Source organism: Aeoliella fuhlenseeensis (assembly GCF_052161615.1).
Classification (GTDB): domain Bacteria; phylum Planctomycetota; class Planctomycetia; order Pirellulales; family Lacipirellulaceae; genus Aeoliella.
In genome coordinates this window covers 1,798,895-1,814,673 of record NZ_CP197417.1, presented here as the reverse complement: position 1 = coordinate 1,814,673, position 15,779 = coordinate 1,798,895, and the positions used below count along the sequence as shown (strand labels likewise).

Annotated in this window: 13 protein-coding genes; 3 read left to right on the top strand and 10 right to left on the bottom strand. The window is 60.9% G+C overall.

Annotation, left to right across the window (positions count from 1 at the left end; translation table 11 throughout):
- Positions 1–64: 64 nt before the first annotated feature.
- From SH292x_RS06990 to rpmE, 4 genes are all read right to left on the bottom strand, one after another.
- Positions 65–823 (bottom strand): DUF4261 domain-containing protein, encoded by a 759-nt coding sequence (locus tag SH292x_RS06990; RefSeq protein ID WP_442484874.1) that lies wholly within the window; start codon positions 821–823, stop codon positions 65–67.
- A complete protein-coding gene (prmC, locus tag SH292x_RS06985; RefSeq protein ID WP_442484873.1) occupies positions 820–1,764 on the bottom strand; it encodes a peptide chain release factor N(5)-glutamine methyltransferase in 945 nt (314 codons plus the stop codon). The genes SH292x_RS06990 and prmC overlap by 4 nt, the downstream gene beginning before the upstream one ends.
- Before the next feature lie 109 nt (positions 1,765–1,873).
- On the bottom strand, positions 1,874–2,947 hold the full coding sequence (gene prfA / locus SH292x_RS06980; protein WP_442484872.1) for a peptide chain release factor 1: 1,074 nt from the start codon (positions 2,945–2,947) through the stop codon (positions 1,874–1,876).
- Between the two features lie 95 nt (positions 2,948–3,042).
- Positions 3,043–3,273, bottom strand: coding sequence for a 50S ribosomal protein L31 (gene rpmE / locus SH292x_RS06975; RefSeq protein WP_442484871.1), 231 nt, complete (start codon positions 3,271–3,273; stop codon positions 3,043–3,045).
- 249 nt (positions 3,274–3,522) lie between these two features.
- Between rpmE and SH292x_RS06970 the strand changes: the two genes are divergently transcribed.
- A complete protein-coding gene (locus SH292x_RS06970) occupies positions 3,523–4,254 on the top strand; it encodes a phosphatase PAP2 family protein (protein WP_442484870.1) in 732 nt (243 codons plus the stop codon).
- Position 4,255: 1 nt separating this feature from the next.
- Here the strand turns inward: SH292x_RS06970 and corA are convergent, their stop codons facing one another.
- The 3 genes from corA to SH292x_RS06955 form a co-directional block, all read right to left on the bottom strand.
- On the bottom strand, positions 4,256–5,404 hold the full coding sequence (gene corA / locus SH292x_RS06965; protein ID WP_442484869.1) for a magnesium/cobalt transporter CorA: 1,149 nt from the start codon (positions 5,402–5,404) through the stop codon (positions 4,256–4,258).
- Between the two features lie 115 nt (positions 5,405–5,519).
- Positions 5,520–7,256 carry an arylsulfatase gene (locus SH292x_RS06960; RefSeq protein WP_442484868.1) on the bottom strand — a complete coding sequence of 579 codons (1,737 nt, stop codon included), beginning with the start codon at positions 7,254–7,256 and terminating at the stop codon, positions 5,520–5,522.
- Between the two features lie 157 nt (positions 7,257–7,413).
- Positions 7,414–7,935 carry a hypothetical protein gene (locus SH292x_RS06955; protein WP_442484867.1) on the bottom strand — a complete coding sequence of 174 codons (522 nt, stop codon included), beginning with the start codon at positions 7,933–7,935 and terminating at the stop codon, positions 7,414–7,416.
- 303 nt (positions 7,936–8,238) lie between these two features.
- Between SH292x_RS06955 and SH292x_RS06950 the strand changes: the two genes are divergently transcribed.
- The gene (locus SH292x_RS06950) at positions 8,239–8,634 is read left to right on the top strand and encodes an ArsR/SmtB family transcription factor (protein WP_442484866.1); all 396 of its coding nucleotides are present in this window, start codon (positions 8,239–8,241) and stop codon (positions 8,632–8,634) included.
- Positions 8,612–9,565, top strand: coding sequence for an SRPBCC family protein (locus tag SH292x_RS06945; RefSeq protein ID WP_442484865.1), 954 nt, complete (start codon positions 8,612–8,614; stop codon positions 9,563–9,565). The genes SH292x_RS06950 and SH292x_RS06945 overlap by 23 nt, the downstream gene beginning before the upstream one ends.
- A gap of 87 nt (positions 9,566–9,652) precedes the next feature.
- Here the strand turns inward: SH292x_RS06945 and SH292x_RS06940 are convergent, their stop codons facing one another.
- From SH292x_RS06940 to SH292x_RS06930, 3 genes are all read right to left on the bottom strand, one after another.
- The gene (locus SH292x_RS06940) at positions 9,653–11,428 is read right to left on the bottom strand and encodes an endonuclease I family protein (protein WP_442484864.1); all 1,776 of its coding nucleotides are present in this window, start codon (positions 11,426–11,428) and stop codon (positions 9,653–9,655) included.
- A gap of 236 nt (positions 11,429–11,664) precedes the next feature.
- A complete protein-coding gene (locus SH292x_RS06935) occupies positions 11,665–12,687 on the bottom strand; it encodes an acyl-CoA desaturase (RefSeq protein ID WP_442484863.1) in 1,023 nt (340 codons plus the stop codon).
- A gap of 363 nt (positions 12,688–13,050) precedes the next feature.
- A complete protein-coding gene (locus tag SH292x_RS06930; RefSeq protein WP_442484862.1) occupies positions 13,051–15,552 on the bottom strand; it encodes a ComEC/Rec2 family competence protein in 2,502 nt (833 codons plus the stop codon).
- Between the last annotated feature and the right edge of the window lie 227 nt (positions 15,553–15,779).

Genomic DNA, 15,779 nt, shown 5'->3' with positions numbered 1-15,779 from the left:
TTTGGTTCAAGGCTGAAGTAGGGGAGTCCCTTTGCTGTTCCCCAGGCGAGAGGCCTCGCCCCATTCAACTAAACTCAAACGCCAGCACCGGTTCGTCGCCGCCTAGGAACGTGGTGGTGTCGCGGGCGGTGGCTTGGATTTCGCCGGGGAGGCCGATCACCTCGCCGTCTTTGACGTGGGCATCTTTCTCCAGCAGGTAATGCGCCAGGTTGTAGGCGTGGGCCATCAGGTCTTGGGGCGAACCCGTGAAATTCGGGATCTCGATTTCGCGTTTGCCGAAGGGAGCGAGGCCGGTGGTGTAGAGCCGCAGCCCTCCCAAGTCGCTCGACTCGATTTGGAACTCGACCCACAGGTGCAGTGGCATGTCGTCGCGCGACATGTGTTCGGCGACCTGGCAGAACGCACTCGGCTCGTGCACGGCGCGGCTGCCACCCCACTGAAGCCCCACGGCGCAGCTCTCGGGGAGTAGCGCTGCGACGAAGCGGGTGAGCTTCATGCACTTGGCGATGCGGTCGCGGCTTTCGTCGACCAGGGCGACGATCAAGTGGGCGGTGTGCTGGGCGAGCGCGGCTTCGGCTTGGGGCCAGTACCACGCGCGGGCGGCGGGGCCGGCGAGCTGGGCGGCGGGGATCGGTCGGTCGACCAGCGTGTAGGCGATGGTGGCTTCGCCCCACTGGAAGGTGACCATCGAGTCGGTGCGGCTTGAGATCTCAAGCGGCGCGGAGTCGGGTGCCGCGGCGTTGCATCGCTCAGCAACCGCGGTGGGATCGGGGAGTTCAGGACGTTCTAAAGCGATGAGGGCGAGCCAAGTCGAGGAATTCATGTCGATTCTCCCTTCGCTACTTGCCCACCTTTCATTGCATGCTCACCATTTTGGGCCTGAACAATTCGCGCATGCCCCTCAAGGTCCTTTAGCGTCTCGAGAAGCTCAAGGGGCGAATCATCAACCAGCTTCTCCACGCGCGAGGCAATCATGGGACTGATCTCCATCATCAGCACGCCGCCGGGACGAAGCCGGGTGGCGGCCTCGGCGATCAGGCGCTCGACAACCGTCGTCCCTTCGGCTCCGCCATCGAGGGCGAGCATCGGTTCGAAGTCGCGGACCGTTTTGTCGAGCTCGGCGAGTTCGGCCGTCGTGATGTACGGTGGATTGGAGACGATGAAGTCGAACGTCTCGCTTGGTTTGACAGCGGCGAACAGGTCGCTCTCGACGAACTCGATCCGCTCGGCGACTTGGTGCTTCGCGGCGTTACGCTCGGCGACGGCGAGGGCCTTGGGGCTAATGTCGATCGCCGTGACTAGCGATGCCTTTAAGTACTTGGCCGCGCACACGGCGAGGATGCCACTGCCGGTACCGACGTCGGCGATCGTGAGCGGGTCCTTCGCTCTCCCCTGCCCTCTCGCATGATCTAATAGCGCGACAACCAGCAGTTCGGTCTCGGGCCGGGGAATGAGAACGTCGGGCGTGACTTCGAAGTCGAGCGAATAGAACTCACGCTTGCCGACGAGGTAAGCGAAAGGCTTGCCGGCGGCCCGCTCGCGGACGAGGCCGCGGAATTTCTCGCGGAGTTCTTCACTCGCTGGTTCGTCGAACGCCGTGTACAGCAGAATTCGCTGGCAGCCGCGGCAATGGGCGAGCAGCACTTCGGCTTCGAGCCGGGGTGAATCGAGACCGCGCTGTTGGAAGAAGTCGGTAGTCCAGTTCAGCAGTCTGCCGATGGTCCAGGCGTCGGAATCAGGTTTTGCTTCGGCCGGCGTGGACATGTAGGGGAAGCTGTGGGCTATGGGCTATAAGCTGTAGGCCAGAAGCCATTGACTATGGGTAGAAGCAATGCATTTCTGGCTTATAGCCTACAGCTTAAAGCCTACAGCCTCACTCCAATCCTTCCATCGTGTCGCGGAGTTGCTGACGATCGTACTCGATCATGGCATCGGTCACGGGCTGCAGGTCGCCAGCGATGATTTGATCGAGCTTGTACAAGTTGAGCCCGATGCGATGATCGGTCAGGCGGTTCTGCGGAAAATTGTAAGTGCGAATGCGTGCGCTGCGATCGCCCGATCCGACGAGCGTCTTCCGCTCGTCCGCCCGCTTTTTGTTCTCGATTTGCTGCCAGTGGTCGTAGATGCGGCTGCGGAGTTCGCGAAGGGCCTTGGCGAGGTTCTTGTGCTGGCTCTTTTCGTCCTGGCACTGCACGACGATGCCGGTTTCGAGGTGCGTCAATCTCACGGCCGACTCGGTTTTATTGACGTGCTGACCACCCGGTCCGCTGGCGCAGAACTTGTCGAGGCGGTAGTCTTCGGGCTTGAGATCGACTTCGACTTCTTCGGGTTCGGCCATCACAGCGACGGTGGCCAATGAGGTTTGAACGCGACCCTGCGTTTCCGTTTCGGGGACACGCTGCACGCGATGGCCGCCGGATTCGTATTGCAGCTCGCGGTAGACACCTTCGCCTTCGAGGGCGAGCGAGATGCGGCTGATTCCGCCGAGTTCGGTGCCACTGGCATCCATGATCTCGACTTTCCAGTTGCGAGCTTCGGCGTGTCGCTTGTACATTTCGTACAAATCGCGGGCGAACAGGGCGGCCTCGTCGCCACCGGTTCCGGCGCGAATTTCCATGATGCAGCGACTACGGTTGGCGTCTTCGCCACCGACGGTGAGCCCGAGCAGCTCATCCCACAGCGCTTCACGCTCGGCGCGAAGCTCTTCGAGCTCGGCCTCGGCCAACTCACGCATTTCGAAGTCGGCCGATTCGGCCATCTCGCGGGCTTCGGTGATCTGATCGACCAGCGATCGGAAGCGGCGATACTTGCCCGCAAGTCGCGCCAGCGAACCATGTTCGCGGGCAGTCTGTGCCAAGCGGTCGGAGTCGCTAAGCACCTCCATGTCCACCAAGTCGCGTTCGAGCTCTTCGAAGCGGGCGAGCTTGGCATCCAGTAAATCGCGCATGGTAGCAGGTCAGGTAGGAGTAGCTGGTAAGAGGGAACCGAAAAAACGAAAAAGCCCGCGCGCAAAAACGCACGCGGGCTTCGTTGGTTCCGCAGCTACTTCTTGTTCTTGCCAAGGCTGGCGTAACCGGCCTTGGAGAACTTGTTCATGAACTTCTCGATACGACCCGCGGTGTCCACGAACTTCAACTTGCCGGTGAAGAACGGGTGGCAGGCGTTGCAGATGTCCACTTTGAGTTCGGGACGCGTGCTACGAGTGGTGAAGGTGTTGCCACAACCACAGTGCACGTTGGTTTCCTGGTACTTGGGGTGAATGCCTTCTTTCATGGCCTTCGCAACTCCGATGGGACCGCCGCCTTAGGGGTGGCGATGTTGAACTATTGCTTCTCGCCCGCGCCGGGCGAATACCTTTATCACTACCTTCCCGCACCTCCCCCCGGGCAAAGCCAGTGGAGTTTGGGGAATCCCTGATTTTACCGGCACCCGCACCCAGCGACAAGTGCTCTGTTTCGGGTAGAATCTGGGGAAAACAACGAGCTTTTCCCTCGAACCGCCCTAGCCCACCGCCTGCCGTCCATGTCCAAGCTACGAGAAATCTGGGACCGCACGATCGCCAAGCTCCGGAGCCGGCCGCACACGGAGTGGATTCCGTTGGCGATGCTGCTGGTGGTGGCGCTCGCTATTTGGGGATTTGTGGAGCTCGCCGACGAAGTGAACGAAGGGGACTTGGAGAACTTCGACCGGGCGGTGCTGATGTCGCTTCGCCACGCCGACGACCCCACGCAACCGATCGGCCCGCACTGGCTCGCCGAGGCGATGCGCGACATTACGGCACTCGGATCGGTGAGCGTCCTGGGGGGGATGACGATCGCTGCGTGTGGGTATCTGTGGCTGCAAGGCAAACACTGGGTGGTGCTGTACGTGATGGCCGCGGTACTGGGGGCGACGGCGGTGAGCTTTAGCCTCAAGGCGTTTTACGATCGCGCGCGGCCCGATTTGTTTCCGCATGGCAACGAAGTGTTTAGCGCGAGCTTCCCGAGTGGTCACAGCACCATGTCGGCGGCGACGTACCTGACGCTCGGCGTGCTACTCGCGCGCTATCAGTCGAAACGAAGCCTGCGGATCTACATCGTGGTGGTCGCGGTGGTGGTGGCGCTGCTCGTAGGGTTCAGCCGGATGTACTTGAGCGTCCACTGGCCGACCGACGTACTGGCGGGGTGGACACTCGGCGCGGCGTGGGCGCTCGCGTGCTGGGCCATCGCCGCGATGCTCGAACGTCGCGGCATGATCGAGCAACCAGCCGAGTGAGCTAATCCCAGTGACGCTTCGGCTTGGTCTCGACCTTGGCTGCACCGTCGGAGCCGAGCCAACCCCGCTTCCAAAAGAACCCAATCTGGACGGCGGTAATGGTCGCCATCAACACGAGCACGCCCACGTACGCGTAAGGAATATTGAGCTCGGGCATGTTGCCGGGGAGCTTGGTATCGAAATTCATGCCGTACACGCCCGCAACGAAGCTCAGCGGCATGAAGATCGTGGCGATGATCGTCAGGACCTTCATGATTTCGTTCATGCGATGGTCCATGCTCGAAAGGTAATAGTCACGAAGGTCGATGCACATGTCGCGATAGTTGTCGAGCAAGTCCATCAACTGGATGGTGTGGTCGAAGCAATCGCGCAGGTAGAGCTGCGTCTCTTGCCGAAACAGCTCGTTGGAGTCGGGCATCAATCGAGTGAGGGCGTCGCGGAGCGGGCGGATGGCACGACGGAGTGCAGAGAGGTCGCCGCGAATCTGATGCAGGCCGGCCATGAACTGCGGGGTATGCCTCGAGGGAGCCGCTTCGTCCAGGTCTTCGAGCATCTCACCACGACTGTCGACGATAGGAAAGTAGGCATCGATCACCGCGTCGATAATGGCATAGCAAAGGTAGTCGGACTGTCGTTTGCGAATTTTGCCGCGGTTGGTGCGGAGTCGCTGGCGAACGGGGTCGAGGCAATCGCCGGGGTGCTGCTGAATCGTTAGCAGGTATTTCTCGCCGAGGAATATGCTGAGCTGCTCGTCCTCGATTCCCTCGTGGGCGAGCAGCATTCGGACAACGATGAAGAGGTGGTCGTCGTACTCGTCGACCTTCGCACGCTGATGGACGTTGACGACGTCTTCCATCGCCAGCGCATGAAGGCCGAAGACTTGGGCGATTTGCTCAAGCATCTGCGGATCGCCCACGCCATCGACGTTGATCCAGGTGACACCTTCGCGACTCAAATATGTCTTGAGGGCGAGCGGGTCGGCGACGTCCTGCTCCTCGATCGTCTCGGCCGTATAGTGAATGACGTGGATTCTTGGAGCCGGGGCGTCGGGATGCGGCTGGATGGTGCCCGGCGACGCCCCTGGCGGCGTGTGGCGGCGAATGCGGGGCGTACCGCTGCGGGAAGGTCGTCGCTGCAACGAAAAGAACATGGGCTATGGGGTGTTGGCAGAGCAAAGGGGCGTAACCTCGGTCCGCCATTCTATCGCCAACCGCCCGCCGTCCGGAATTCCAACCCGGCACCAAACTCCCTAAGGTTCGAGATCGCTACGAATTTAACCCGCCGAGATCGGTGCTCGATTCGCCGAGTTGAGACTGCCACGTGTTCCAGGCGTCGACCAACTTAGTGAGCTGCTCCGGGTGCTGCTTTGCGAGATTGTTGGTCTCGCCGGGGTCGACCGCCATGTCAAACAACTCCCACTCGCCACCCGCACGCTTCGAGGCTTTCCACTTTCCAAGTCGCACGCCGGCGCCTTGGCCATGCTGAAAGAACAGCGGCCGCTCGCTGTCGATGACATCGCCCACGAACACGGGCGCGAGGCTCACGCCGTCGCGGAGCGTGCCGGCCAGGGACTCGACGCCGGCGAGTTCGTAGAGCGTCGGGGCGATGTCCACCACGTGGCCGATCTGATCGGTGATGCTCCCCTTCTCGACCTTCAGTCCTTGGGACCAGCGGACAATCATGGGGGTGCGACAACCGCCATCGTACGACTCGGCCTTCCAAAGTCGCAGCGGCGTGTTGACGGCCGTGGCCCAGGTCTGGCCGATGCCGGTGTAGCTTTCGTCGGTGCCGAGCTTGGTGCGATTGTCGCCCTCTCGCAGCTTCGCCTCACGGAGCGACGGCCGCCCGTCGCGCGTACCGCCATGGCGATCGTACCCCGGCGGTTCGGGGATCTCGGGCGAGGCTCCGTTGTCGGAGAGGAACAGGACGATCGTGTTCTCGTCGGCGCCGACTTTATTGAGTTCGTCCATTATCCTACCAATACCTTGATCGACACCGTCGACCATCGCGGCGTGGACGGCCATCTTCATCGCTTCGTACTCTTGATCGGACTTGCTCAGTTCCTGCCAATCGGGCGCATCGCCCGAAAGCCTGCCAAGAGGCGTATCGTCGTCGAACAGGCTGAGCTTTTGCTGCTTGGCGAATCGCTCGTCGCGGAGGGCTTGCCAGCCCTTGGTGTAGCGGCCTTTGTACTTCGCGATGTCCTCGGGGCGGGCCTGGATGGGCCAGTGGGGGGCGGTGTAGGCGACGTAGAGGAAGAACGGTTTTTCGTCCTTGACTGCCCCGTCGATGTACTTCACGGCGTAGTCGGTGATGGCGTCGGAGGCGTAGTAGTCGTCGGGCACGTTGGCGACGGGCTCTTCGCCTTCGGTCAAACTAAAAGGGTCGAAGTGATCGACCACGCCCCAAACGATGCCATAGAAATCGTCGAAACCTCGCCGTGTGGGATAGGTGCCGATGTCACCGAACGGGCGGTCGAGCTGAAGTTCATGATTCATCCACTGGATTCGCCGAGGCCCGGTTGGCCGCTCTGGGAGTTCGGTGAGGTGCCACTTGCCGGACATGGCGGTGCGATACCCTGCTTGGCGGAGGTTCTCGCCAATCGTCGGGACATCGGATTGCATCGAGCGGCCAAACTCGCGCATGCCGACGCGTTCGGGATAGGCACCGGTGAGCATGCTAGCCCGTGTCTGGCAGCACCGCGAGCAGTTGTAGAACTCGCGGAACCGCACACCCTCTTCCGCTAGGCGATTGATATTGGGAGTGTCGATCTCGCCGCCGTAACAACCGGGATCGGAGTAACCCATGTCGTCGACCATGATGACGACGAAGTTCGGCTTTGAGGCCTTGGCCTGCGTTTGGGCGAGAGTAGGAAGACAGAACTGTACAGAGGCCACGGCGGCCCCTACGAGACAAGCAGCTACTTTGAACATGATTACGCCTGGCAGGTCGAGCCCCGCGGTGCGGCGGCTTGCGACATTACTGGGGTGAAGATGATTCAACGTCGACCGAGTCGACAAACTTGCGATGGTGCAAGCTCACTTCGCCAGTATACCCAGCGAGCCCCCGCTTGTCGTGCACCGACGCGATTGTGATCGCCCGGCGTAGCAGCTTGAACTATCGGAGAGCGCCCTAGAAAGTGAGGGGCGCTCTCTGCGTCTAGTGCGCTCCGTGCGTTTCGTCGTGTATCGGAATATTCAGCGCGGTTGCGCGTCGCAGGAACTCCACGGCCGCGGCTTCGGCACAGGGATTACCCATCGGAATCTTCGACGAGGAACCGTCGCGGTGGGTGCATACCAGGTAGTAATCGAGATTCTTGCGTCCACGCCGCCCCGTCGACTCCTCCACGATGTAACGAACATGGGCGAGTTGGTCGTAGTCGACATCATGAATGGCAGTCATGCCCCAGATGCCGGAGCGGACAGAGAAGTGCTGGTCGTCCACTACCGAACGATCGAGGAATAGAGAAGGTGCTACGCCGAGCGCTGCAATGGGACCTCCGATAATCAACGCCCACCCGAAACGCGACGAGGTCCGTCTGAGCGCTAAGCCAATCGGAATCGCGAGCACTCCTCCCAGAAGCATGACCGTCGGGATCCACCAATCGTACGTGAACGTGTGCGTGGTGCCATCCACTTTCTCCTCGACGCAACCTGACGCCAGCCCCAAAAGAAGAAGCATCAAGCCCACTTGCGGTGCGCCTATTCTCCCTAGGCCGGGTGTTGAGCGGTGTTGGCAGCCATCCATTCCTTGATCCCTCAGTAGATGTTGAGTGGACTCGACGCAAACTCGTCGAATCACACGAGTCGTCTGATGTACGCTTACGTGCGTTACAAGTGGACGCAATATACGGCCAGCGGTAGCCCGACGCCAATCGTGGAAATCTGCCAATCTGGATGGAAGGGGTGAGGCACCTGACTTGACCGCCATCCTGCCTACGCCTAAATTAAACCACACGGTTAATTAACCCACTGGTTTCATCCGATGACAGATACGCTTAGCCAAACTTTTGCGGCACTCGCGGACCCCACGCGGCGGGCGATGCTTGCGCGCCTCACGCGGGGCGAGGCGAGCGTGAACGAGCTTGCCGAGCCGTTCCTCGATCGCATGAGCCTGCCGGCGGTGACCAAGCACCTGAAGGTGCTCGAAAAGGCCGGGCTGGTGGAGAAGACGCGCGACGCGCAGCGGCGGCCGTGCCAATTGAAGGCCGAAGCGCTCAAGGATGCCGTGGAGTGGATGGAGCAGTACCGGGCGTTCTGGGAAGAGAGTTTTGACCGCCTTGAAGAGTATTTAAAGACCGTAACCGCCGAAAAGAAAAAGGCGGACGTCAAGAAAACGAAATCGAAAGGGAAGCCAAATGGCCCGAAGCGAAAAGCCTAACGAGCTTCGCCTCGTCCGCGTGTACGACGCCCCCGTCCAGATGGTGTGGGACGCCTGGACCGACCCCGAGCAGGTTGGCCAGTGGTGGGGCCCTCGGGGGTTCACGATCACGACGCACGACAAGGACTTCCGGACTGGCGGCTTCTGGCGGTACACCATGCACGGGCCCGACGGGACGGACTATCCCAACCACACTGTCTACCTCGAGATCGACGAACACCGAAAGCTGGTGTACGACCACGGCGGGTACGACGACCGTCCACCGCTGTTTCGTGTGACGGTGCTGTTTAGCGAAGCGGATGGCAGGACCACCATGGACATGACCATGGCACTCGCGACGCCCGAGGCTGCCAAGGAGATCGCCAAATTCATCAAGCAGGCGGGCGGCAACGCCACGTGGGATCGCTTGGCCGAGCATCTGGCAAATCGCCGTGAAGGGGTCGAGCGTTTCGTGATCCATCGCACATTCGACGCCACGGTCGAGCAGGTGTTCGACATGTGGACCGACCCTGCACACCTCGCACAGTGGCTGCCCCCTGCTGGGTTTAAGATGGAACTCCTTCGGGGAGACATTCAGCCGGGTGGAAGCACATTCTTTCGCATGTTCAATGATGCCGACATGACACTGCACGGCCGGTGCGAGTATTTGGAGATCAATCCGCCAAGCCGCATCGTCTACACCCAGCAGTTCTGCGACGCCGAGGAGAAGCTCTGCCACCATCCCATGGCACCAGTCTGGCCTTCGACCATGCTGACCACGGTAGAGCTTACGGCGGAAGGTGCCGACCAGACACGTGTGACCGTAACGTCCGAAGCGATTGGCGAAGTCACCTCCGACGAACTCGCCGCCTTCGCCGCGGAACGAAGCGGCATGACGGCAGGCTGGACAGGATCGTTCGACCAACTGGAAGAGTTGCTAGCGAACGGTTAAATGAATAGTTTGAACTCCAAACCAAGATAGCCCCGACCAAGCTTGGTCGGGGCTATGGGTGAGTCAGGTATTTCGCTCACAGCTGATTCAGGCGCGCCGCATCTTGCTCGCGGCGAACATGGCCAACCCCAGCAATGCGATGCAAACGTTGGTCGAGGGCTCTGGCACCGTGGTCGTCGCTGTGGACGTGCTGAGAATGGCACCAAAATTCGACTTCCAGGCCGCGTAATCTAGTGCATCGACGATGCCATCGTCGACGCCATTGCCTGCGAGGCCGTGCGAACTCCCCAAGTTGTCACGCCACACGACGTAGTCGGCGAGATCCACGAAGCCATCGTCGTTGAAGTCCCCCTCGAGCCCGATGGCGATAACGTCCGCCAAGAGCGTGAGCGACAGGGTTTGGGTTTGCTCGCCCGGCAAATCTTCGCCCGAGAGCATGAACTCGAACGTCGACGAATAGCTGCCTGCCACCGAGGTGTCGAACACCGCGTCGAACGAAACTGCAGCGCCTTGCACGAGGTCGGCGAACGTTGTTAGGGATAGCCCGAGCACGTCGGAATCGCCCGTGGTCTGGACGGAGTCGAGATCAAGATTGGCCGCGAACGCAGGGCCACCAGTGAGGAGATTAAACACGGAGCCGGCGGCTAGTTCCAAGAGGCCGCTCCCCTGGTCGAACGAGCCCAGATCGATGGTCGTGTTGCGCAGGTTGGCGTTCTGAGAAAAAGAAGCCACCGGGTGGTTGAGCACGTCGAAACTCAGGTTGATCATGTCGTTGGCATCGTTCGCCCCGCGACCCTGCCCGCCAGCGGTGGTGACATCGAGATTGTCGACCGTAATCGTGCCGCTAAACTGCCCGGCAACCGAGGTATTGGCGAGGCCGGCCGCACCAAACGTCACCGCCGGTGCCGAGCCCAGGCGAAAAGCATAGGTTCCATCGGCGTCGTACTGCCCCCCGATCTCTGTCGACGAAACGCGGACGTAAGTACCATCGCTTCCCGTCTTGGCGATGCCGGGGATAGACGGAGTAGAGACAGCCTGTCCGACGTACGCTCGTCCCCAGTCGACCTCCAACGTGCTAGAACCGTTGGCGGCGGGAGTGGTTCCGGTGAGCGAGACTCGAGAGTCGTTCGCTTGGTCGACGAACACACTCCATACCCACTCGGGGTGATCGACGAACGGATTGCGATTGCGTTGGTAGTCTTCGTAAATGATGTCGTTGCGGTTCTCTTCGAAGCTGTCTGCCGGAGCCGCGTAGTGCCACTCGACGAGACGATTTAAATCTCCCAGCGTCGAACCTGGATTCCCTGTGGCGAGTTCCAAGTTCTCCGTAGCCGAATCGCTGCCATCGTACCGCACCGCCATGTAGAACATCTGGCGTGCGATCATGCCCGCGTCGGCGTTGCCGGGGTACCACTTGGTGCCTCCATCGCTGACCTCGCCGAAGGGCTGACCGTACGCCCCACCGAAGTTCAGACTTCCACGCGCCGAATTTACGCTGGGCGTGCTGGGCCGGAGCATGTGCAAGTCGGAATTGTCTGGCCCGCTGGTGTCCACTCCGCGGCTTCGCGGCCAAGTATGCTCGCGGTCCCACGAATTGCCATTGTCCCACCCCGGAATGCTACTTCCCACGTCCGACAAATCGAGAGAGACCCGGTCGTACACCAGCAGCATATGCCCGGGGCGGTTGGGGTCGGCATCGGTCACCTGCAAAGCAGTCCGCAGCGCGTCGTAGCTGAACATCGTGTGGCCATCGATGATGTTGTGCAGCTGCGATTTGAGCGTCGTGCCGGTGCCGGTGGCCGAGCTGTAGTACCCTGGCGGGATATTTGCCGCACCCACAGCGTGCGCAATGGAGACAGCCACGATCAGAGTTATGAGCAAGCGGTACAACAGCGAATTCCTCCGGCGCGCCTCCAAACCCCCTAGCCTACCCATGAGACCTCGCCACGTCGCGGGTTGAGCCGACATTCTTTGGGAAAAATCGGCTGCGACCAACCGCAACCGGGGCTCATTGATTGTCCGACCCAGCGCATAAAAATAGCCCCGACCAAGCTTGGTCGGGGCTATTAAACGCTTGTAGTTGGTAAACGGTCGAGCGACTAGATCGCGGATGCACGGCGTTTGACGTCATTCAGGCGGATCACGTCCCAGGCGAGGCCCGTCTTCTCCATGGCGAGGATCACCCAGTAGGTGACGTCGACTTCCCACCATCTGTGGCCTTGCGAGGCGACACGCTGATAGGCGTGGTGGTTGTTGTGCCAACCCTCACCGAAGGCCAGAAGGCCGACCCACCAGTTGTTGCGGCTGTCGTCCGTCGTCTCGTAGGTGCGATAACCCCAAAGGTGAGTGGCGGAGTTGACGAACCACGTGACGTGCATCACATAGACCATCCGGACACCGGTGCCCCAAAACAACATCGAGAGACCATCGAACCAGCCTCCTTCGAGGCCAATAAACGTCCCATAATAGCCCAATAGGAAGAGCCCAACAGCAAGGATGAGATGGCTGGGGAGAAACATCTTGTGCAGGAACCGCATCATGGGATCCTTCATCAAGTCGCTGGCGTAACGGTCCAGCAGATCATCACTCGACTTCTGTCCCCAATTGGGCATGAACCACAGCATGTGCGCCCACCATTTGCCGTGGCGGGGCGAATGGGGGTCGCCTTCGTGGTCGCTGTACTTGTGGTGCTTGCGATGGTTGGCCACCCAAGCGAGTGCCGATCCTTCGCCGCTCAAGCCGCCAAGCGTGGCGAGCAACCAGCGGATCGGTTTGTAGGTTTTGAAGCTGCCGTGCGTCAGCAGGCGATGGTAGCCCATGCAGACACCCAGCGAGCCGGTGGCCAGAATGAGCACGATGCAAACCACAAAGGCCTGCCAAGTGAAAAAGAACGGCGCGGCCAGTGCCAGCATGTGCACAACGCCAATCCAAATCACCACGGGCCAATCGAGGCCCAACGCCCAAGTTGCGGGCGAATTCGCTGGTGGTCGTCCATCGATCAACTGCGGCTCGCTCGTTTCGACTTTCTCCAGCTTGCGAGACTTGGACGAAGGCCGATTCTTCAGCGAGGGGACGCTGACGTTGGTGGATGTCTCGTTATTCGTATTGGTATGTAGACTCATCGTCTAGAATTTCTCCATGGGGCGAAGGTTCGCGCGGTCCAACCAGCCAGTGATACGAGTGGCAAGGTAAAAGCGTCCGGCTGCCTTTGGTGGGTTGGGTGTCGCTGAGCTCAACCTGGCTCCGCGATTCAGAGGGGGGGTTTCAATTCGGGGGGAGGGCGAAACCTGATGCTCGGTAATAGATGCCGAAAAGCTATCTCAATTCCTGGGTTCGAAGATAGAGGTTTTCACCCACGAAGGCTAGCCCACTGCGGGGATCCACCTCGCGATTTTCGGCGGTTTTAGGCTATTCGTAGTACGCGGTTCGCTACCAGCCGGTTCATCAAAATGCCAGCAATTGGCGAAACCCTCGTAAATTCTCGGCTAGGGCAAGAAGTTGTCTATGTCCACCACTTTATCGCGAATGTGCACCGTCACCGCGCCACTTTTCGCCGTGTAAAGGATCTGGGCACCCCGATCGCGGTAACTCGCCGCCACGTTTGGGTCCACGGTGGCCGGCCCGCCACTCACCACAACGGTCTCCGGAGTACTCCATGCGGCGAAGCCTGGGGGGTCGCTATTCTTGCTTCCGTGGTGAGGCGCCAACAGCACGTCGGTATCAAGCGGCGGCTCGGCCATCACGAAGTCGATGCCCGGAGCCTCCAAGTCGCCGGGTAGCAGTATGCGGCGACCCTCGAACTCGACGGCGAGTACCAAGCTGTTGGCGTTGTCGCTACCGAGGTTGCCGAGGTGGTCGGGGTAGATGACATCGGCGTGCGTCGTGGCGTCGAGTGTCAACCTGTCGCCGAGCTCGACGATTTCGATGGGAATGCCATGGGCAATGAGTGTTCGCTGCAACTCAGCGGGCGCGGAATGATCGCTGTTGTCATCGATCGGGGGGAACATTCGCGACGTGGCGAACACCCTACCAATACGAAATCGATCGACGAGTCCCGGCACGGCGTTGAAGTGGTCGATGTCGGCGTGCGAAAGCACCAAACCATCGATCGTGCGGATGCCACGCGACCAGAGGTAACCGGAGATAGCATCGGCAGCGTGAGTGCCCGACCCCAACGAGCCTGCATCGTAGAGGAGCGTGGCGCCCTCGGGCGTGGTGACGACCACGCAGATGCCGTGGCCGACGTCGAGAAACGTTGCTTGGAAATCGCGATGCTGGAATCGCGCGGCAATCGCGGGCAGCGTTCCGATGGCAATCCATAGAGCAATGATCTGCACCGTACGGCTCCAGCCAAAACGAAATCCGCCTGCCGCCAGTAGCACGGGCATCAGCACGTACCAACCGAGCACCCACCACAGCGACGGGGCCGGCGTCCACGCGTAGGCGTAGGGCCACTGGCTTGTCGAGTTCACCATTTGGTTGAGCGCGTCGATGCAACTGCCCGTGAGCCACGCGAGCGGACGCTCCAACGGTGGCACCAGCCAGCCGATGGTTAGCATGGCAACGCCACCATACAGAGCCCAACCGACCACCAGGAACACTGGCACGCACATGACGATGGCGATTGGCGACACCAGGTTGTACTGCTGAAGCAATAGCGGAAGCGACACAATCCAAACGGCCAGCGTCGCCGCGACGGTCCAGCCCGCCCAGGCGAGGGCGATTCGGGCGACTCGTTGGTACCAAGGTTCGACGCTTCGTAGCAAGAATTGCAGGGGCGATAGCGGTGCGAGCCATTTCACCGAGGCGAACCACATCAGCACGGCGACGCAGAGGAAACTGAGCTGCGTCCCTGCTTGGAACAGGTCGGAGGGATTGAGCACAAGCACCACCACCGCCGCGATGCCAAGTGAGTTGATCGCGAACGGTTGATTGTCGTACCACAAGCCTAGGCACAGCAGCACCGTCAGCACGGCGGCTCGAACCACCGGAGGCTGGGCACCCGTGAGCAAGGTGTAGAACACCACGATGACGATCGCTATCAAAAGCGCCTGCCGGCGTGGTAGCCATCCCATACCCAGCAGACTCAGCACTAAGCTCATCAAGATGCCCACGTGCATGCCCGACACCACCAGGACGTGCAGCGCACCGGTCACTCGATACGCGTCGATAGCTTCGCGAGGCATGGTGTTGCGCGAGCCCAATAGAAGCGCGGCGGCAGTGGGTGCCCGCTCGGGGCCGAGCAGCCGCCAAAGCTGGCGCTCCCACCCATGGCGCACCGAATCAATCCACCGCTCGGGCCACCAGCTACTCCCTTCGGATAATACAGTAACGCAGTCGGGCGAACCACTTCGCATGAAACAGAGCTCGCGCGAAGCACGTGAGTGGAGTGCGTAGTCGAACTGTCCCGGATTGCGCGCAGGCGACGGAGCGCGGAACTCGCCAAACACCCGCAGGCGATCGCCGGCCCCAACGCCTTGCAAATGGCCGTCGACAATCAGTTCGCAACGACCGCTTGCCTCGGTCCAGTGCTCGCCATCGCGAATGCGAACAACGTGGAGCAGCAATTGGCTTTTCTCGCCTTGCGGGATGGCTCGATAAGGCGTGTCGGGCGCGGCTGCCATGCGTTCGGGCGCGGCGTCGGCGATCGCTTCAAAGCAACATGGATACGGTTCGAGAGTCGCCATCAATCCGACTTCATCCGTTGGGTAGAGCCTCCAGTGCCAGTGATGCCACCCACCGGCGAGCGCCGCAATTGTCGCCAGCAGGCACGCACCAGCGAGCCACGCCTGCGACAGGTGGTGGAGCAGATACCACATGGCGAGCAAGAGGGTTGCCACCGCCCACCAATAGCCAAAGCCGAGCGTGGTGATTCCAAACCGCTCGAGGACAATGCCCGTTGCCGCACCAGCAGCCAATAGCACCACGGGCGCGCGGCGGCGTGCTCGCTGTGGTGGCGTTGACGTGGTGGAGGCAACTTGGCTCATGGAAACCGTTGGTGCGCGGACTTTCGAGTGCTAGCAGTTTAACTAACCGGCCCACTGGATGCCGAACGTTTTGGCCTCCGGCGGCGTATCCATGGAGGGCGCGAAGCACTCTGAGCGGTGGTCGCCGTCCTCGCCCGAGTGGGATATACTCGGCGAACTGCGACAGCTAGCAGGGCCATCCGACCCAGATCGCCCGCTAGCGTCGCCGGCGTGCCCCAGGAGGCCGC

Excerpts from the sequence above, each read along its gene's own strand:
- SH292x_RS06990 (WP_442484874.1), bottom strand. The coding sequence starts at position 823 with ATGAATTCCTCGACTTGGCTCGCCCTCATCGCTTTAGAACGTCCTGAA.
- prmC (WP_442484873.1), bottom strand. The coding sequence starts at position 1,764 with ATGTCCACGCCGGCCGAAGCAAAACCTGATTCCGACGCCTGGACCATC.
- prfA (WP_442484872.1), bottom strand. The coding sequence starts at position 2,947 with ATGCGCGATTTACTGGATGCCAAGCTCGCCCGCTTCGAAGAGCTCGAA.
- rpmE (WP_442484871.1), bottom strand. The coding sequence starts at position 3,273 with ATGAAAGAAGGCATTCACCCCAAGTACCAGGAAACCAACGTGCACTGT.
- SH292x_RS06970 (WP_442484870.1), top strand. The coding sequence starts at position 3,523 with ATGTCCAAGCTACGAGAAATCTGGGACCGCACGATCGCCAAGCTCCGG.
- corA (WP_442484869.1), bottom strand. The coding sequence starts at position 5,404 with ATGTTCTTTTCGTTGCAGCGACGACCTTCCCGCAGCGGTACGCCCCGC.
- SH292x_RS06955 (WP_442484867.1), bottom strand. The coding sequence starts at position 7,935 with ATGCTTCTTCTTTTGGGGCTGGCGTCAGGTTGCGTCGAGGAGAAAGTG.
- SH292x_RS06950 (WP_442484866.1), top strand. The coding sequence starts at position 8,239 with ATGACAGATACGCTTAGCCAAACTTTTGCGGCACTCGCGGACCCCACG.
- SH292x_RS06945 (WP_442484865.1), top strand. The coding sequence starts at position 8,612 with ATGGCCCGAAGCGAAAAGCCTAACGAGCTTCGCCTCGTCCGCGTGTAC.
- SH292x_RS06935 (WP_442484863.1), bottom strand. The coding sequence starts at position 12,687 with ATGAGTCTACATACCAATACGAATAACGAGACATCCACCAACGTCAGC.
- SH292x_RS06930 (WP_442484862.1), bottom strand. The coding sequence starts at position 15,552 with ATGAGCCAAGTTGCCTCCACCACGTCAACGCCACCACAGCGAGCACGC.